This is a genomic window from Paenibacillus sp. 10L310 (assembly GCF_056395745.1).
The window spans coordinates 168,442-185,506 of sequence record NZ_JBFTKC010000008.1 but is presented as its reverse complement, the minus strand read 5'-3'; the positions used below and the strand labels follow the sequence as shown (position 1 = coordinate 185,506).

Annotated in this window: 19 protein-coding genes; 14 read left to right on the top strand and 5 right to left on the bottom strand. The window is 45.4% G+C overall.

Annotated elements, in window-relative coordinates; translation table 11 throughout:
• The first annotated feature begins 147 nt into the window (after nucleotides 1-147).
• Together AC1DE7_RS18770 and AC1DE7_RS18765 are read left to right on the top strand one after the other, a co-directional pair.
• Nucleotides 148-924: a sugar phosphate isomerase/epimerase family protein gene (locus tag AC1DE7_RS18770; RefSeq protein ID WP_315371358.1), complete on the top strand. Its 777-nt coding sequence runs from the start codon at nucleotides 148-150 to the stop codon at nucleotides 922-924.
• Nucleotides 925-979: 55 nt separating this feature from the next.
• On the top strand, nucleotides 980-1,999 hold the full coding sequence (locus AC1DE7_RS18765; protein WP_036668128.1) for a Gfo/Idh/MocA family protein: 1,020 nt from the start codon (nucleotides 980-982) through the stop codon (nucleotides 1,997-1,999).
• Between the two features lie 271 nt (nucleotides 2,000-2,270).
• Here the strand turns inward: AC1DE7_RS18765 and AC1DE7_RS18760 are convergent, their stop codons facing one another.
• Both AC1DE7_RS18760 and AC1DE7_RS18755 read right to left on the bottom strand, forming a co-directional pair.
• Complete coding sequence (locus AC1DE7_RS18760) at nucleotides 2,271-3,218, bottom strand: aldo/keto reductase (RefSeq protein WP_315371359.1); 948 nt, start codon at nucleotides 3,216-3,218, stop codon at nucleotides 2,271-2,273.
• Between the two features lie 20 nt (nucleotides 3,219-3,238).
• On the bottom strand, nucleotides 3,239-4,243 hold the full coding sequence (locus AC1DE7_RS18755) for a Gfo/Idh/MocA family protein (RefSeq protein ID WP_101314577.1): 1,005 nt from the start codon (nucleotides 4,241-4,243) through the stop codon (nucleotides 3,239-3,241).
• A gap of 118 nt (nucleotides 4,244-4,361) precedes the next feature.
• On the opposite strand from AC1DE7_RS18755, the gene AC1DE7_RS18750 reads away from it, so the two are divergent.
• The 6 genes from AC1DE7_RS18750 (at nucleotide 4,362) to AC1DE7_RS18725 (ending at nucleotide 9,009) form a co-directional block, all read left to right on the top strand.
• Nucleotides 4,362-5,201, top strand: coding sequence for an AraC family transcriptional regulator (locus AC1DE7_RS18750; RefSeq protein ID WP_091019159.1), 840 nt, complete (start codon nucleotides 4,362-4,364; stop codon nucleotides 5,199-5,201).
• Between the two features lie 106 nt (nucleotides 5,202-5,307).
• Complete coding sequence (locus AC1DE7_RS18745; protein ID WP_017692155.1) at nucleotides 5,308-5,715, top strand: RrF2 family transcriptional regulator; 408 nt, start codon at nucleotides 5,308-5,310, stop codon at nucleotides 5,713-5,715.
• Between the two features lie 165 nt (nucleotides 5,716-5,880).
• Nucleotides 5,881-6,330, top strand: a complete 450-nt coding sequence (locus tag AC1DE7_RS18740) for a nuclear transport factor 2 family protein (RefSeq protein ID WP_100529881.1) — start codon at nucleotides 5,881-5,883, stop codon at nucleotides 6,328-6,330.
• A 306-nt stretch (nucleotides 6,331-6,636) separates the two neighbouring features.
• Nucleotides 6,637-7,083 carry a LytTR family DNA-binding domain-containing protein gene (locus AC1DE7_RS18735; protein ID WP_207765612.1) on the top strand — a complete coding sequence of 149 codons (447 nt, stop codon included), beginning with the start codon at nucleotides 6,637-6,639 and terminating at the stop codon, nucleotides 7,081-7,083.
• A 12-nt stretch (nucleotides 7,084-7,095) separates the two neighbouring features.
• Nucleotides 7,096-7,524, top strand: a complete 429-nt coding sequence (locus AC1DE7_RS18730) for a DUF3021 family protein (protein ID WP_340984197.1) — start codon at nucleotides 7,096-7,098, stop codon at nucleotides 7,522-7,524.
• A gap of 177 nt (nucleotides 7,525-7,701) precedes the next feature.
• A complete protein-coding gene (locus AC1DE7_RS18725; protein ID WP_340984198.1) occupies nucleotides 7,702-9,009 on the top strand; it encodes an alpha/beta hydrolase family protein in 1,308 nt (435 codons plus the stop codon).
• Nucleotides 9,010-9,210: 201 nt separating this feature from the next.
• Here the strand turns inward: AC1DE7_RS18725 and AC1DE7_RS18720 are convergent, their stop codons facing one another.
• On the bottom strand, nucleotides 9,211-10,590 hold the full coding sequence (locus AC1DE7_RS18720) for an MFS transporter (RefSeq protein ID WP_047841635.1): 1,380 nt from the start codon (nucleotides 10,588-10,590) through the stop codon (nucleotides 9,211-9,213).
• A gap of 206 nt (nucleotides 10,591-10,796) precedes the next feature.
• Here AC1DE7_RS18720 and AC1DE7_RS18715 point away from each other — a divergent pair, with 206 nt between their 5' ends.
• From AC1DE7_RS18715 to AC1DE7_RS18690, 6 genes are all read left to right on the top strand, one after another.
• Nucleotides 10,797-11,120 (top strand): ArsR/SmtB family transcription factor, encoded by a 324-nt coding sequence (locus tag AC1DE7_RS18715; RefSeq protein ID WP_282320173.1) that lies wholly within the window; start codon nucleotides 10,797-10,799, stop codon nucleotides 11,118-11,120.
• A 142-nt stretch (nucleotides 11,121-11,262) separates the two neighbouring features.
• Nucleotides 11,263-11,451, top strand: coding sequence for a hypothetical protein (locus AC1DE7_RS18710; RefSeq protein ID WP_076253532.1), 189 nt, complete (start codon nucleotides 11,263-11,265; stop codon nucleotides 11,449-11,451).
• 83 nt (nucleotides 11,452-11,534) lie between these two features.
• A complete protein-coding gene (locus AC1DE7_RS18705) occupies nucleotides 11,535-12,455 on the top strand; it encodes a helix-turn-helix transcriptional regulator (RefSeq protein WP_076319697.1) in 921 nt (306 codons plus the stop codon).
• A 28-nt stretch (nucleotides 12,456-12,483) separates the two neighbouring features.
• A complete protein-coding gene (locus AC1DE7_RS18700) occupies nucleotides 12,484-13,482 on the top strand; it encodes a cysteine peptidase family C39 domain-containing protein (RefSeq protein ID WP_340984199.1) in 999 nt (332 codons plus the stop codon).
• A 27-nt stretch (nucleotides 13,483-13,509) separates the two neighbouring features.
• Nucleotides 13,510-14,529, top strand: a complete 1,020-nt coding sequence (locus AC1DE7_RS18695; RefSeq protein ID WP_340984200.1) for a hypothetical protein — start codon at nucleotides 13,510-13,512, stop codon at nucleotides 14,527-14,529.
• A gap of 247 nt (nucleotides 14,530-14,776) precedes the next feature.
• Nucleotides 14,777-14,968, top strand: coding sequence for an aspartyl-phosphate phosphatase Spo0E family protein (locus AC1DE7_RS18690; protein WP_036606805.1), 192 nt, complete (start codon nucleotides 14,777-14,779; stop codon nucleotides 14,966-14,968).
• A gap of 45 nt (nucleotides 14,969-15,013) precedes the next feature.
• Here the strand turns inward: AC1DE7_RS18690 and AC1DE7_RS18685 are convergent, their stop codons facing one another.
• Together AC1DE7_RS18685 and AC1DE7_RS18680 are read right to left on the bottom strand one after the other, a co-directional pair.
• Complete coding sequence (locus tag AC1DE7_RS18685; protein WP_036606808.1) at nucleotides 15,014-15,892, bottom strand: carbohydrate ABC transporter permease; 879 nt, start codon at nucleotides 15,890-15,892, stop codon at nucleotides 15,014-15,016.
• A 132-nt stretch (nucleotides 15,893-16,024) separates the two neighbouring features.
• Nucleotides 16,025-16,945: an ABC transporter permease gene (locus AC1DE7_RS18680; protein ID WP_340984894.1), complete on the bottom strand. Its 921-nt coding sequence runs from the start codon at nucleotides 16,943-16,945 to the stop codon at nucleotides 16,025-16,027.
• Between the last annotated feature and the right edge of the window lie 120 nt (nucleotides 16,946-17,065).

Below are 17,065 nucleotides of genomic sequence, written 5' to 3'. Positions count from 1 at the left end.
TCAATTGATGCAAAATGATGGAAATAAAATTTGATCAGATAGTTCATGTTCTGACTATATTGTATATGTTCATTCTAGCCTGTTTTGCGTTAGGATGATACCAGATAGAGCAATGAAAGCAAATTTGAGAACAGAGGTGTATCCTACATGAAAAAACTTAATATTGGTTTGCAATTGTTTACACTCCGTGATGAAACTGCAACAGATTTTCGTGGTACGTTGCGTAAGGTAGCGGCCCTTGGATATGAAGGTGTGGAGTTTGCCGGATATGGCGATATTCCAGCTGAGGAAATGAAAGCGCTACTAGATGAACTTGGACTGAAAGGATTCAGCAGCCACGTTTCACTACATGCAATGCGCGAAGACTTGCAAAAACAAATCGATTACCTGAAAACAATTGGTGCACAATATATCATTTGTCCTTACCTGATGCCAGAAGATCGTCCTGAGAATGCAGAAGGTTGGACCAAGCTATTCGCTGAGTTACAACAATATGGAGCTGAAGCAGCGAAACAAGGATTGATCTTCGGTTACCATAACCATGACTTTGAATTCCACGGCCAGGTTGGCGATGCGAATGCCTTTGATGCCATGTTCGCTCAAACATCACCGGAAGCGGTAAAAGTGGAAATGGACGTATGTTGGGTACAATTTGCGGGACAAAATCCGATCGAGTATATTAATAAATATGCGGGTCGCTTGCCGCTGCTTCATCTGAAGGACTTCAGCAAAGACGAACAGGGCCAGATGAAAACACTGGAATTGGGACAAGGTTCGGTTGACCTGCCAGCTGTTATTGAAGGCGCTACGAATGCAGGCGTGGAATGGCTGATCGTGGAACAAGACGTATGTCAGAATCCTCCGCTTGAGAGCGTATCCAATAGCTACAACTGGTTGAAAGAAAACTACTTGAATCAATTCTAATGGACCATCGAACCATGAAAAATGCTAATCTATTTGTCAAAGGAGACTTATGTACATGAGTAAAATTAAAGTTGCTGTATTCGGCTGTGGAGCCATTGCCGAGCGCAGACATATTCCAGAGTACGCTGCCAATGAGAACGTAGAACTTGTCGCTTTTGCCGATCCGGTTGTGGAGCGTGCGGAGAAGATGGCCGAGACTTACGGCGGTAAAGCGTATTCCAGTTACGAAGAATTGCTTGCAAACGAAACAGTGGATGCCGTTAGTGTGTGTACACCAAACTATCTGCATGCGCCAATGGCGATTGCTGCTGCAAATGCAGGCAAGCATGTATTGGTTGAGAAACCAATGGCAGTATCCACTGAAGAAGGCGAGCAAATGATCGAAGCTGCCAAGAAAAATGGCGTGTATTTGATGGTTGGACACAACCAACGTTTGATGCCTCCTCACGTAAAAGCAAAAGAAATTCTCGAATCCGGCAAACTCGGTAAAGTCCTGAATTTCCGTACATCGTTTGGTCACCCGGGTCCGGAAGGATGGAGTGTGGACGGAGCTGAAAGCTGGTTCTTCCGTAAAGAAGAAGCGATTATGGGCGCAATGGGCGATCTGGGCGTGCACAAATCCGACTTCATCCGTTATCTGCTGAATGATGAAGTATCTGAAGTGGCTGGTTTCATCAGCACACTGCACAAGGAAGGCACTAAAGTTGACGATAACGCAACTTGTTTGCTGCGTATGAAGAGCGGAGCGATCGGAACGCTCGTAGCGAGCTGGACACAATACAGAGCTGGAGACAACAGTACAGTGCTGTGGTGCGAGAATGGTGTTATGAAGATCGGAACAGTGGAAGGCGATGAAGTTATCGTTGAGCTGACCAATGGTACAGTTGAGACGTACAAAGTTGGTGCCATGGCTACCAACGAGAAACAAGTGCCGAGTGGTGTAATTGACGCATTTGTAGAGTCGATTGTCACCCAAACACCTCCAGCGATTTCCGGGGAAGAGGGCTTGCGTTCCCTGCAAGTGATCCTGGCAGCATTCGAATCCGAGAAAACAGGTCAGATCGTTAAACTGTAATCCAACCGAATGACAGTGTAATTTCTAACATTCTATATGTCTTAATCTATGATATAAGGGACTTATCTTCAGAGAAGTGTTCTGGGGTAAGTCCTTCTTTATTTGTTCCCGGGCAAGTGGGGGAAAGTGAACAGTATATATGGTAATTTGTGCAACAAGGTTAAAGCATCTGATCGCTTGTGCAGAACAGAAAGAGACTGACATTTCACGCTATCGCGGAATATCAGCCTCTTGGAGTCATTAAATTGAATGATGGAATGATTAATTTTCTTTAGATGCCAGCCGGTACATCACTGCCCAGATCCAACCATGCGATTTCAGCAGGAGTAAGCGTGATGCGTGATCCTTCGTCACAGGAGAGCAGTTCTGCCTGATTCTGGGCTCCGATCAGCGCACAGGTTGGGAACGTCTGATTCAATACATAAGCAAGTGCAATCTGGATTGGTGTTGTTTTCTTGGAATTAGCCAATTGTTCAGCCCGATGCAACCGTTCCCAGTTATCATCACTGTAGAATACACGCACCAGATCTTCGTTATCCCGAACTTCAGGTGTGAATCTTCCAGTGAAGAAACCACGTGCTTGGGACGACCAGGATAGCAATGGTAGTTTGGTTTGCTCATGCCATGCCAGCGTCTCTGCATCTGCTGACACACAGCCTTCCCAGAAAGGTTCGTTTGCTTTGGCGAGACTGAGATTTGGACTGCTGAATGTGAAGCCCTTCAGGCCATTTGCCGCAGCGTATGCATTGGCTTCCTCGAGCCGCTGCCAGGTCCAGTTGGATGCGCCAATTGCGCCGATTTTGCCGGATTCAATATGTTCGTTCAGTGCTTCAAGAATAACACTGACAGGGGTATTGGGATCATCGCGGTGCAAGGCATACATCTCTACGTGATCTGTCTGAAGACGCTCCAGACTTTCCATCAAGTCACTGCGGATGGCATCAGCGTTCACACGTGGCCCATTCTGGTCATGATGCGCGCCTTTGGTGAGAATGACGATCTGGTCGCGGTTACTACGTTCCTTCATGTAACGACCAAGGACTTCTTCACTCTGTCCACCACAATAGATATGTGCTGTATCTACAGTGTTACCGCCAATCGACAGAAAAGCATCCATGTTCGTAGCTGCTTTATCGTAGGCATTATGCACGAAATAATCGGTTCCTTTAATCAATCTGGAGACACGTTTACCTGCACCAGCAATTTCGATATATTCCATAAGTCAGTTCATCCTCTCAATTATAGTGTAATTCGTGTACGCTCTTCCGCTGAACGAAGGCAAGCTTCCAGTACTTTCATATTAGCTACCGCATCGGAAGGGGCGAAGCGCAAATCCTTGCCCTGAAGTACAGCACGTGCCATATCATCTCCCTGTAGAGAGTAGTGGTTCACTTGCGGGACTTCAATCTCTCTGCGTTCACCACCAGCCGTTACATAGAAGTTGGAACTGCGGTCCTGTCCGCTGATAAATGCCGAAGGGACTTCAATAATCCCGTCGGATCCCAATACCTCCAGCGTGTTGCGGAAGGCTGCCCACATGCTGCTGTCAAAGGTCACGCCAACGTGATTATCGAATTCCAGCAGTCCGGAAGCCATCATATCGACTTGATCATGCTGTGGGGAGAACATGCCAATAACAGTGGCTGCACTTGGTTCTTGACCAAGTAGCAGACGTGCTACGCTGATGGAATAACATCCGATATCATACAGTGCACCTCCGCCCCAATCCCGCCGAAAGCGGACATTGCCGGATGCATTGGAGTTATTAAATGAAAATGTGCTGTGCATACCACGAATCTCACCAATCTCACCGCTGGCAATGATATCTCGGATCTGCTCATATCTTGGATGATGGCGGTACATGAATGCTTCAGCCAGATGCACACCTGCATCTGCACAAGCTTGAACCATCTCCTGAGCTTCCTGTTCTGTCAGAGCCAGTGGTTTTTCGCACAAAATATGTTTGCCTGCTTCAGCAGCCCGGATCGTCCATTCCCGATGAAGATGATTCGGCAGTGGGATATATACGGCATCAATGGAATCATCAGCGAGCAAAGCTTCATAACTGCCATAAGCCTTGTCGATCCCAAGTTGTTCGGCCGTCTGTTTGGCTTTATCTTCGTCTCGACTGGCAATCGCGGTTACTTCATTTAACTCGGATTGCTGCAGGCCTGGAATGACGGATTCCACAGCAATGCTAGCGCTACCAAGAATGCCCCAACGCAATTTTTGAACTGAATTCATGTGTTGTATCCTCCCGTTTATGAATGTATATTGTGATTATAAAGAATAGACCAATGAATTAAAATGATAATATATTGAGGTTAGTTAACACAATATTGTTGATCAAGGAGAACCGGCTATGATGAGACAAACCGTATTGCTTACCCTGCAGGATATTCCATATTTTTGTTATCCCGAGTCCGTCGGACATTATATGGACCACGTCCAGCATTCCGTGTTGCGTGAGGCTGGCGCACTGAACAACTTTAATATTCACTACGTCGCTTCGGGCAAGGGATATGTGGAAGTGGACGGGGTGGTGCATGAGCTTCGCGCAGGTCAGGCGTTTCTCTATTTCCCGCAGCAGCGGCAGCATTATTATAGTAGTGAAGATGATCCATGGGATGTACGATGGGTTCATTTTTACGGTGAACGTCTGCATGATTATATGATCGAGCGGGGGTTACATCGCAATCTATTGTGGACACTGCGGCAACGCAGCTCTTGGGAAGAGGCTCATCTGGCCTTGCTCACTGAAGCGGAACAGAACACCATGCTGCGTCCAGCTCAGCTATCCACACTGACCTATGCCGTACTTGCCGAGTTCGTGCAGCATGCAGTACCTTTAAAGAGCACACGTACCACAAGTAAGGCGGAGAGTCGGGTTCTTGCACTTCTTCCACAGATGCAGCAAGAGGCCTGTCAACCTTTCCTGTTACAGGATTGGGCGGATCTCGCAGGTGTGAGTTCGTATTACTTTTGCAAAATGTTCAAGAGTGCTGTGGAGATGACGCCCATGGAATTTATCACTCGTTCACGACTACAGATGGCGAAGCAATGGTTACTCGAACGTCCTACGGCCAACATTGGACAAATCGCGGAGGAAGCGGGATATCCCAATGCCAGTTATTTTAACCGACAGTTCATGGCTCATGAGGGGATGACACCTACGGATTACCGCGGATTGTATCATAATTAACCCGTATCCTTTCGATGTTGCCAGCGCTTGAGGTATAGTGGTTTGACACAGAGCTCAATCAAGTCTATTATGGATAAATTAAATCCGTGTATAATGAGGTGCCCTCATGAAATATTCAAAAGCGACAAATTATGCTTTGCATACGATGCTTCATCTTGTAAGCACTGCCCCCGAACAGCTGGTTAGTGTACACCAACTTGCAGAATTGCAGAAGGTATCACCAACCTATCTGTCCAAAATATTGACCAAATTGGTTAAGGCGGGCATGATCGAATCAACTTCTGGCGCCAATGGTGGTTACCGGCTTAGTCGTAAAAATCCAGATCCTTCTTTCCTGGAGATCATTCATGCGATTGAAGGTCAAGCGTCCCTGTTCGAATGTTCCCAGAATCATAACGCAGGCTGTTTGATCCAGCAGGTGATGGTGCAGGCGGAAGAAGAGATGGAAAGTTTTTTGAACAATAAGAAAATGTCGGAACTGGCTTCCCAGATGAAGGGTGCACATTCCCTGTAACTTGCACTAGAAGTGATCTTTCCCCAACCTCGTGAGAGGTAAGGAAAGATTTTTTTGTATCGTTGTACCTAATAGAAGGCGAATGGTACAATAAGGAAGGTATAGTATGCATACATACATGATCCTAATCTTACATCACATTTTACATCTCTGGAGGGACAACACATGAGCCAATCAACGATCACAGGACTGGAACAATTGCTCGCGCTTGAAAACATTCGGAACACCAAGGCACGTTATTGCCGCTATATTGATACGAAGCAATGGGATACTTTGGGCGATGTGTTTGCTCCGGATGCAGTGGCCGATTTCAGTACAGAGGGCAACCCAATTCCGGTATTAACAGGCCGTGATACGATCGTACAAGTATTCCGTGATCTGGTGGATGTTGCCGTAACCGTGCATCATGTTCATAGCGCCGAAGTTGAATTTGTATCTGAGAACGAAGCAAAGGTCATCTCCCCAATGGAAGATTGGGTTACGTTCCCGGAGGGCAATGAGAACAAATCCTTCCACGGATTTGGGCACTACCACGAAACTTTTGTCAAAATCGACGGCCAGTGGTACATCAAACATACAAGTCTGCAACGTCTTCGTTTGGACCTGTTTGAATAGTAGATAAATTATTAGAGAAGAAAAAATTATTACTAATAGAAGCCCTAAGGAGCACGATGATGCGTCCTTGGGGTTGTTTTGTATTTTGCTTCTGTGTGAAAGGTCAGTGGAATGAATACAAAGGGCGACGAGCCCTAGAAGGCACGCTCCCAGACGGGCTCTCGACCAATTGGGCTTCGTAGTTCGTCATCTTCCACTGGGAAATGTCCTATGTATGGAATTAAGTTATTTAAGTGGAAGCTTACGCTTTTTCGTTATATGATTCACGTTATAAATGTTAACAAGTTTTAATTCGAATTTTCGAGGGTGATATTTATAAAAATTTTCATTGAAGTAATAGACCACACAGAAGAAGAGGAGATCCGCATCAGGTGTCACCAAGTAGACGAAAAAATACATGAGCTCGTTAATAAAGTAAAAACCGAAACGCTCATGATACTTGGCTATCATGAAGATAAGATTAGCCGCATCAAAATTAGTGATATTTATTATTTTGAAGCTGTTGACGGAAAAGTGTTTGCGTATTGTAAGAACACCGTTCATGAGGTCAAACAAAAGCTTTATGAACTGGAGGAACTTTGCCAAGAGAAACATTGTTTTCGGGCCTCCAAATCCACCATTCTAAATATAGCTAAGATTTCCAGTGTTCATCCGTCCATCAGTGGCCGTTTTCAAGCAATATTGGATAATGGGGAGAAGGTAGTCATATCACGGCAGTATGTGCCAACGCTTAAACACATACTTGGATTATAAAAGGGGACCTATATGAAGTATTCCGAGCTCATAAAAGAAATGATTAGAGATTTCTTAATTATATTCGCTTCTATAATGATAATCATCGCTATTTTACGGCAAATCTATGCTCCTGATGCAAGTTTCGAATTACAGACTATTTTTACAATTATGGCTTTCTCTTTTCTGGGTACTTTGACCGGAATTATTTTATATACGCCGCATGCGATTAGCGAGAATAAAATGCGCATCCGAGTGATTTTACATTTCTTTTTTCTGGAAGCCCTATTAATTTCTCTGGCTGTCATATTGAATCTTGTAAACGGTACTTTCAGTATACTATTATTGGCTTTGCAAATTGCCACAGTATACGCTATCCTTCGCCTACTAACGTATAAGAATGACAAAAAGGAAGCTGAAAAGATCAATGAAAGACTACAAACATTTAAAAATAAGGTTTAGAAGATATACACAAACTGCTCCTAAATAAAGTCGTATTTGTAGCGTAAGTACACTTCATTGCGTTGTTTTTACAACTTATTGGCTCTCAACTACAGCTTATCGTTTATGCGTATACACCTGCTCTGCCATTTATTATGATGAACTCATAAAAAGTTGGAGGAGGAGTAGAGAAGCCTTATGGAGATTTTAATACTTGTCGTTACTTTGGTCTCTGAGCTGGCAATTGCGGTTTATTCCATTGCAACCAAGCAAAGCCGCAGCAAGATAAAGAGTTGGACGAGAATCGCAATGTTTATAGGATTCATGATGCTAAGCTTGGGGAAGGTTGTCGTATGGGAGTACACTTGGGGGCTGTTTGCATGCTTGCTCTTTATATTAGCGTTCAAGGAAATAGTTGCACTTCTGCGCAAACAAACAAACCCAGCACGTTACAAAGCGTTCTCTACGATATGGAAGTCCCTTCTGTTAACACTGACCGTAGTTGTTACCCTTGTTCCTGTTTTACTTTTTCCACAGTTTAGGTTGCCGCGAGTGACAGGTCCGTATGTAGTGACTACTGCCACATACAGCTATATGGACAAGAATCGAATCGAAGAATTTACGGATCAGAAAGACAAGCGGTCTGTTAACGTGGAATTTTGGTATCCTGAACAGGCAGACGTAACCTATCCTTTGCTTGTGTTCTCCCATGGAGCATTCGGTATTAAAGCAAGCAACACTTCTACCTTTACAGAACTTGCGAGCCATGGTTATTTCGTCGTTTCGATTGACCATCCCTATCATTCATTTTATACCGTTTCCGAGGATGGAAAAGTCGTGACGATTAATCCCGAATACATGCAAGAAGTCAACAATGCAAATAAAGATGGGGTTTATTCACTTGGTGAGTTTTACGAGCTTACTCAAAAATGGATGAAATTGAGAACGGATGATATGAGTTTTGTCATGGATACGATTCTGGAACAAGCCGAGCAAAAGAAAGATTCTGTATATGGACGCATCGATACACAGAAAATAGGTGTCTTCGGTCATTCTATGGGGGGTGCAGCAAGCGTGGCACTGAGCAGAGAACGCGATGACATTAACGCCGTAGTAAATATAGATGCTCCGTTCTTTAGCGAGCTTGTGTATGATAAAGTTACGAACGAAATAAATGCAAAATCCGAAGCTTTCACCATCCCGCTTCTAAACGTTTATTCGGATGATGTGTGGATACAGCTCTACAGCAGTCCTCCGTATATCGCGAATCGTATTTCGAATGAAAATTTTAAAGATGCATACAACGTTCATTTTAAAGGCGCAAAACATTTAAGTTTAACCGATCTACCTTTATTCTCGCCTATATTGGCAGACCTGTTGCATGTAGGCAGAAAAGCAAATATAGATAAATATTACGCGATTGAAACTCAAAATGAACTCATCCTTCGTTTTTTTGACTATGCTCTAAAGAATCAAGGTCAGTTTGCTCCAAAAGCGACGTATTGAGTACTAGTTCAATAAAAGACAAGAAGGAAGCCGGTCAGATTGATTAGCAGAGCTGTTGTCAACTAGAGGAGTGACAATACGGATCGTTGCAGAAATGCTGACGATCCTTTTTGATATACATTGAAAAACCAGGTCTGGACCGTCGTGGCCCTTACCTGGTTTCTTGTGTTTGATAGCGATATAACAGGTTAGGATGAAATTCTAGATCTGATGACTTGTTTTCGTGACTTTCCGTGACTGCATTCTCAGATACACCTGAGAGAAAATAACGGATGCCAGTGCGACCACAGTCATGCCCCAGAAAATATTGGTGTACGCTGAGGATAGTGGCATGTTTTGCATCGCCGTTAATGCTACGCCGGTAACAGCAACACTGAAAGCACCGCTGAAGAACTGACTAAGTTGGAACAGCCCCATACCTGCGCCCACCTGATCCATGGTCAGATTGCCAGACAATTCATTGGATACGCTGGTGGTCAGGGATGAGAAACCAACGCTGAGCAGGACATACACGGCCATGATGGCGTAGATGTTATTGTCTGCAAATAAGGCGAATAGTCCGGCAGCTGCCAGTAGTAGCCATGGTGCAAACTTCAGCAGCAACGTATTGCCATGTCGGTCAATCATGCGGCCGATCCGGTTGGACAGCAGCATGGACACGACTGCACCCGGGAAGATGACGAGTCCCGATTGAGCAGGTGTCAGTCCATATAGATGCGCCAAAATTTGAGGTAACAGGAACAACGTTGAGAAGTTATTAATGTACGATACAATCCCCAGCGAGCTGAGCATCATATATTTTTTGTCTTTAAACAAAGCAGGTTGAACAAACGGATCTGCCGCGCGCCGAATTCGGAGCCAGAACAGAAGCAGTGCCGCAGCACCGATAACAAGTGTGTACCACTGACGGGAAGTCAGGAATAATAGCACACCCGTAGTACCGATGGCAAGAAGCACAGCACCCAGCAGGTCAAATGAACCCTTTTGCGGTGTTTCCCGAGGAAGCAGTTTGAAGAATACAGGAATCAAGAATAACGTTAATCCCGTAACGATAAACAGATCATGCCATCCCAGAAACTGTGTAATACTTCCGCCAATGACGGGACCAAGTCCAAGCCCAAGTGAACTGGCGGACATGATGACAGCCATCGATTTACCCCGGCGATCATGTGGAATGTACCGGGTAATCAGCACAATGGCAAGCCCCGGAACCGATGCAGCACCCGCAGCCTGGATCAGACGTGCAATGAGCAAAATGATGAAATGATTACTGAAGAACCCGAGAACCGATGCCGCACCAAGTAACGTAAGCCCGGTCGTGAATAATGTACGAATAGGTATGAAATCCGATAGACGTGAGAACGTAATCGAGGAAATGGCAAATACAATGGAATACCCTGTAACAATCCATGAGGAAGCGACGGATGTAAGCATAAATTCGGCTGCAATTTTGGGCAGGGCCAGATTAAACATCATTGTATTCATAACAACGAGTACAACGGTGAAGCCAAGCAAGCTTACGATTAATCCTTCCTGTATTCCGGTCCGTTCCCCTGATGATGCGGTTGCGGTGTTGTTCATAAAAACCTCCTAGAGTGATGTGTATTTCGCAACATTTCAGAAACGGTGTGTAACATTTGCAAAATGTAGTATGATGTCAATCCCGTGCCAAACAGGCAGGGGTTACATAACGAAATCATTAAAGTTCGATTGGTGTCGAACATTAGAAATATATCATGGATCTGTGTTAAAATACAATGGATAGTCTGAAAAAAGGAGACTACAATATGAAGATTTTACATCATCCACAAGTATCAGATATTGAACTTTCCTCCGTATTGTACGCATTAAGCGACCCGACCCGTCTTGGGATTGTTGCCGAAGCAGCGAGAAGCGGGGAGCAGCCGTGCAGTCATTTTCATGCACCTGTTGTGAAGTCAACGATGTCGCATCACATTCGCACTCTGCGGGAAGCCGGAGTTATTCGGGTCAGAGTGCAGGGCACACAGCATTTTCTCACCCTGCGATCCGATGATTTGGAAATGCGCTTTCCAGGACTCCTGCAACCGTTATTGCAGGCCGCAGCTCAGTCGAGCACAGGTCTTTCCTAAATGTTGTCCTTTCTTCAGGTTGAAGAGGGGACATTTTTATTTTCTGAAATACCTCTAATACTGCTGCGACATTCTGTGTCGTACCATGCCCTATATAATAACGGTGAACACACAAACCATATCGAAAAGAGGTTCACAACCATTGGCAAAAACTAAAAGAGGACGCGTTTTGTGGAGTCTTCCTTCCAGGGGCCGGGGAACATGCCCGGTGTGTAGCAGTACCCGAATTAAATTGTTGTATACGCAAACAAAAACAGACGGTACAAGTCTGAAAGTATGCAAGAAATGCTCCAAAGCCGTGCAATCCAGAGTGGATAAGGCACATGTATAACATAACTGGCCTGTTCTTCGGAACGGGCCATGTCTTTTGATATAATCGAATATATTAGGAATGGATGAGATGGGGGCGGGAAGATGAGTAACATGCATCGGATTCACTGGTTTGACGAACAGATTCGGGGTGGACGTTTTCCGAATAGCAGCTGGCTTGCCCGTGAATTTGAAATCTCCCGTCGTCAGGCTCAGCGTGATATTGAATATATGGCAAGTTCCTTGCGAGCCCCTTTGGTGTATATGGCAAAATATCGGGGCTATTGTTATGAGGATCAGACTTTTCGATTGCCCCATTTGTATATGACCGAAGAAGAGCAGCGTGTGCTGAAATATCTGGCGCATCGTTACCGGCATTACGATTATGATCAATCGGACGCGGTGAAACGTGTAGCACATTTGCTGGAGCGTTTTACGTTGGAGGAACAACAGATGGGAAGTAGTGAGCTCCCAGTATTTTCGGCGCAACCGAAGCAACTGCAATTCTTTGAATTGTTGTCCCACGCCATAACTGACTTGCGCAGAGTACATATTCATTACAGGGATCACGATGGAGAACGACAGTTTTCCTTGTGTCCATTAAAGATGATATCCCAGTTTAACGCCGATTACGTGGTGGGTTATGAAGCAGACCCTGTACAGCAAGTGGCCATTCGTTTGGAGGGCATTGTTCATGTATCGATCTTGGATGAGAGATTTGAGTACAGGTCAGATACCCTCTTAGGTGGATGGGAAGAACCACTGCCTGTGCGTAAACCGTTTGTAGCTGAGGTTCGCTTGAAGGAATTGCAGCAAATGGACCTATGGCAAGGGTATCGTATCCAGGCTAGGCACGATCAGATTTATTCAATTGAATTTTATGACACGGATGCTTTCTTACAGCATTTGTTTGTTAGCGAATGGGAGGAACTTTTGTCTCCTGGGTGGCTTAGACGCAAGCTTCAGCAAAGCGCAGAAGGATTAATTGACAGGCTCGCGATAAAACGTAAGCAAAACGTGGAATAAAGCAGCATAGAGAGGAGAAGATCCGTCCTTGGCTGAGAATATTTTAGATAACCTCATCATGAAGCGGGAGTCCAAATCGTACGTGGATAGTCTGCATGCGATACTCACCCATACAGGCCAGTTTCAAGGTTCCAAGGTTGTACTTGCCGGATATACGGGCATGGCTTTCAAGCTATCGGTGCATCGCAGACTACTTCCCATGTCGGTTACAGCATATGGACAATGGGGGGAAGCACATCGTCCTGGAGTCGATAACCTGGGGATATTCACGATCTGGGATGGGGGACGTACACGTCATTCCACGTTCAGTTATTATCAGCAGGATGCAGTGAATTGGGTGAGACGGAGTATTGATGAAGGCACTGGTGTAGTTTACTGGATTCCTGAGTTTGGTGTTATTCATGGATATGATGACAGTGACCGCATCTTTTATGTGCAAGACGGATGGAGCAAGGACCCGCAGATTTTGTTGTATGACAATTTCGGCTTAAACTTTACCGGATTTTGGTATTGTCAGGTGTTTGGTGATCAGGTCCGCATCCCTGAACAGCAGATGCTGCTGGAATCCCTGCGACTGGCGATTGAGGATTGGGATATTCCCTATCGTCTGTTACCTGATCAGAATATTACTTCAGGTAGAAAGGCATATGATGTGTGGGTGGAGGCCCTGCGGAGTGGGGATTTCGATGAAACCGGTGCAGGTTATATTTTGGAATCCTTCTGCCATTCGCGAACCGAAATAAGGATGTATTTGCAGGGTGTTCGAGGGATATGGAACGAACTGGATCAGGCTTGTGCATGTTATGAACAGCTTGGGACGTTAATTGACCAAATGAAAGGATATATGGTTCAGCAGGAGAATAGACATGTCTTGCGACCAGACACCACAGAAGATTTAGCACAAGTACTCGTGAAGGCGAAAGCACTGGAGGAGCAGGCCATTGATTATTTTCGAGTGATATCCAGGAAGTATCCTGACCGTAAAAGGTCCACTATACCACGGTGGGGAGCACATTCCGCACGATAGGATGAGAGGGGAAGGGAGTGAAGGATGATGGCGACAAAAGTAGTATTGCAGGACTGGATTCAATCCCCGCAAGCTGCGAGTTTTGCTGATGAATATAGATCATGGAGCGGTGTGAGCGCATATACAGATGCGTTGTTTCGCATTTTATTACATAAACAGTGGACGGTTTTCCCACACCACATGATTGCAGGTATGACAGCAAGTGCATTCCGATTAGTGGTGGATCGGCGTCTGACGTCAGAGTCAATCTCCGCATACAATTGGATGGCAGAGAACTTTGTCGCAGCAGACTTCATTGGTGTGACAACGGGACAACATGGTGGATTTTCATTTGAACCGACTTTTCCGCTCTATCAGAAGCAGGCTCTGCTGGATATCAAAGCTTCCATTGACCGGGGCGTAGGTGCGATTCTCTGGCACGATCAATTTGTCATTGTTACTGGATATGATGATGTGGAACGGGTCTTATTCATCTGTGAAAGTCAAGGTGATGAAATCATTCGTCTGCCCTATGATTCGTTTGGTAGGAACAGTACACCCTACTGGTATTATCAGGTTCTGGAAGCCTGTGCACCTATCGATTTATGGGAAGTCTGCAAGGAATCGTTAATCCAGGCCGTGTACAAATGGGAAACCCATGACTATATGCTGCCGCCCCAAGATTACGCCTGTGGAGCGGCTGCGTATGCCGCTATTGCTGCTGCTTTGCAGTCAGGAACATATGACGCAGAACAAGCGGCAACTGTACTTCGCTATTATGCCAAATCAAGATTGGATATTGCCTCTTATGTTGCAGGACTTAAGCATCTGTCCATTCAAATGGACCAGGTCATAGACGAGTATGAGCTACTCGCAAACCTGTACACAATGATCATTGAGGAAATAGACAACTCCATCTCTTGGGATTCGAGAGAACCCGAATGTGTGCAAAGAGTAATTGAGCTTATCCGGAAGGCAGGGGCTACGGAACAACGTGCCATTGATGCCATTAAACATGTCTTTCCAGAGACGATAGGCAATCGTTTTAAGGATGTTGGATTAAGATGAATGGAGCATGATAGAGAAAATTGAAAAACTCAGCAGGAATAAAACCGGACAGGCGCAGCCGATCCGGTTTATTTGTATTGAACATATATGCACATCAACTCATGTGATCCACGCTAATCATAACTTTTACAAGAAAAAATAACCAAAATTTTAATTTTGGGGTAATCCAAATCCCCTCTTGTTCCGAATATTATATTAGATGGTCTTTTTTGGATGATGATATTCAAGGACAACAGGGGGCGGGAGTATGGTACATAATCCGGAAACCATTCAGGAATGTATCGAACATGCACGGCAAAGGCTCTACCAGATTGCAGCTCAATACCCGGAACTATGGCATCCGGAGGTTATTCGCCAATCCATGGTGCTGGATGAGTTAATTAATGAATATAACAATGCAACTCGCGGGAGAACGATCTCGAATCAACTGAAATCATGATCTTTCTGAACAAAGAATTCCAAGAGGGGATTCCGTGTGTTTGCCTTACTCTTTTACCGCCCCGAGCACAATTCCCTTTACGAAGAAACGCTGCAAGAACGGATATACGAGCAGAATCGGCAGAGCGCCAATAAAGATCTGAGCCGCGTTCACCGTACGTTGAGACATGTTCTGGAGCTGCGTTGCATCCACATTCATGTTGGAGAAATCCTGCTGTACAATTATGGTCTGCATTAACGTAGCGAGTGGATATTTGGAAGCATCATTCATATAGATCAGCCCGTCGAACCAGGAATTCCATTGACCTACCATCGTGAATAAAGAGATCGTCGCAATGGCGGGCATGGAAACAGGCAGATAGATTTTGAACAGGGTTGTGATATGGTTGGCTCCATCGATAAATGCGGCTTCTTCCAGCTCTTTTGGCACGTTGCGGAAAAAGTTCATCATGAGAATCAGGTTCCAGACAGCCACCGCTCCCGGCAAAATGAGAGCCCACATCGTATTCATCAATCCAAGCTTCTGGATCAAAATATAGGACGGAATCAATCCCCCGCTGAACAGCATCGTGAAGATGAAAAACCACGCATATAACGAACGTCCTTTAAAGTGCAGACTCTCCTTGGATAACGGATAAGCCGTCAGGAAAACAAGTGTCATACTGAGCAGTGTGCCAAGAACGGTACGTTGGACTGAAATCCAGAGTGCGCTGATAAAGTTACTGTTACCAAATGTTTTGGTATAGGCGTCCACCGTAAAATCAATCGGCCACAGTGTTACCAGATTGGCGGATGCTGCCGCTTTACCACTGAAGGAAACCGCCAGAATATGGACCAGCGGCAGGATGCACAGGATCGAGACGGCCGCGATGAATATCAGGTTGAAACCATTGAATATACGGTACCCGGTTGTTTTGTGATACACCTTGATTCCTCCTTTGCATTTTGCATAATTCGATTTGAATCGCTCGCGTGTATAAGATATAGACGAACTGAACCATTTCGATCTCTATCTTTTTTATTGAAACTCGCTGTCTGGATTTATGCAAAATGCCCCTCAAAAAATACGGTAATTAGCGATTTTGTACGCCATCCGGTACGCAGAGATGACCAGGAACATCGCGACAAATGATTTGAATAGTCCAACAGCGGTTGCAAAGCTCATTTTGCCATTCAGAATTCCCATCCGGTAGACAAAGGTATCGATAATATCGCCTTTCTCATATACCAGTGGATTGTACAGGTTAAAGATCTGGTCAAAACCTGCATTCAGGATGTTGCCCAGCGATAACGTACCTACCACGATAATCATCGGTACGAGTGCAGGCAGGGTAATATGTAATGTCTGTCTAAGCCGTGTTGCCCCATCCACCTCCGAAGCCTCATACAATGCCGGGTTAATACCCGCCAGTGCTGCCAGAAATACAATCGTTCCGAATCCAAACTCCTTCCACACATCACTGACAACCACCGTTACACGGAACCAGTCGCCATCTCCCAGAAAAAAGATCGGTTCAACACCAGCCGCCGCTAACACCTGGTTTACCAGCCCACCTTCCGGTGATAACATATCGAGCAGAATGCCGCCCAGGACAACCCAGGACAGGAAATGGGGCAGATACACCAAGGTCTGTGAGAAACGTTTGAACGTGGAGTTCCGAACCTCATTCAGCAAAATGGCGAACACCACGGGGGCGAGAAGTCCGGCCACGATTTTCATCGTAGCGATCAGCACCGTGTTCCAGATAACCTGAACACTGTCGGGATATTCGAACATGAACCGGAAGTTGTCCCAGCCCACCCATTTGGAGCCAGTGAATCCCAGCCACGGTTTGAAATCTTGAAAAGCAATAATAATGCCGCCCATGGGCACATAGGCGAACAGTAAAGTGAGCAGTACAGCAGGCAACAGCATTAGATGCAGCGGCCATGTGCGTTTGAAATTCCAGCGGGTACGTTTGCGTGGATGGGGTGTCATTTTTCGCACCGGCGTATTGGTTGTTAACGGTTGTTCTATAGCCATCAGGGTCCCTCCTTTATCTCGTCCAGCCCTGAAAGTGAGGCGAATAAGCCTCTGTACAGAGTGGAGCAACTGAAT

What these genes read in the sequence shown, in the direction of transcription:
- AC1DE7_RS18690 (WP_036606805.1), top strand. Translation starts at nt 14,777, where the DNA reads ATGGTACATAATCCGGAAACCATTCAGGAATGTATCGAACATGCACGG.
- AC1DE7_RS18720 (WP_047841635.1), bottom strand. Translation starts at nt 10,590, where the DNA reads ATGAACAACACCGCAACCGCATCATCAGGGGAACGGACCGGAATACAG.
- AC1DE7_RS18745 (WP_017692155.1), top strand. Translation starts at nt 5,308, where the DNA reads ATGAAATATTCAAAAGCGACAAATTATGCTTTGCATACGATGCTTCAT.
- AC1DE7_RS18725 (WP_340984198.1), top strand. Translation starts at nt 7,702, where the DNA reads ATGGAGATTTTAATACTTGTCGTTACTTTGGTCTCTGAGCTGGCAATT.
- AC1DE7_RS18715 (WP_282320173.1), top strand. Translation starts at nt 10,797, where the DNA reads ATGAAGATTTTACATCATCCACAAGTATCAGATATTGAACTTTCCTCC.
- AC1DE7_RS18750 (WP_091019159.1), top strand. Translation starts at nt 4,362, where the DNA reads ATGATGAGACAAACCGTATTGCTTACCCTGCAGGATATTCCATATTTT.
- AC1DE7_RS18680 (WP_340984894.1), bottom strand. Translation starts at nt 16,945, where the DNA reads ATGACACCCCATCCACGCAAACGTACCCGCTGGAATTTCAAACGCACA.
- AC1DE7_RS18770 (WP_315371358.1), top strand. Translation starts at nt 148, where the DNA reads ATGAAAAAACTTAATATTGGTTTGCAATTGTTTACACTCCGTGATGAA.
- AC1DE7_RS18695 (WP_340984200.1), top strand. Translation starts at nt 13,510, where the DNA reads ATGGCGACAAAAGTAGTATTGCAGGACTGGATTCAATCCCCGCAAGCT.
- AC1DE7_RS18730 (WP_340984197.1), top strand. Translation starts at nt 7,096, where the DNA reads ATGAAGTATTCCGAGCTCATAAAAGAAATGATTAGAGATTTCTTAATT.
- AC1DE7_RS18705 (WP_076319697.1), top strand. Translation starts at nt 11,535, where the DNA reads ATGAGTAACATGCATCGGATTCACTGGTTTGACGAACAGATTCGGGGT.
- AC1DE7_RS18760 (WP_315371359.1), bottom strand. Translation starts at nt 3,218, where the DNA reads ATGGAATATATCGAAATTGCTGGTGCAGGTAAACGTGTCTCCAGATTG.
- AC1DE7_RS18765 (WP_036668128.1), top strand. Translation starts at nt 980, where the DNA reads ATGAGTAAAATTAAAGTTGCTGTATTCGGCTGTGGAGCCATTGCCGAG.
- AC1DE7_RS18755 (WP_101314577.1), bottom strand. Translation starts at nt 4,243, where the DNA reads ATGAATTCAGTTCAAAAATTGCGTTGGGGCATTCTTGGTAGCGCTAGC.
- AC1DE7_RS18740 (WP_100529881.1), top strand. Translation starts at nt 5,881, where the DNA reads ATGAGCCAATCAACGATCACAGGACTGGAACAATTGCTCGCGCTTGAA.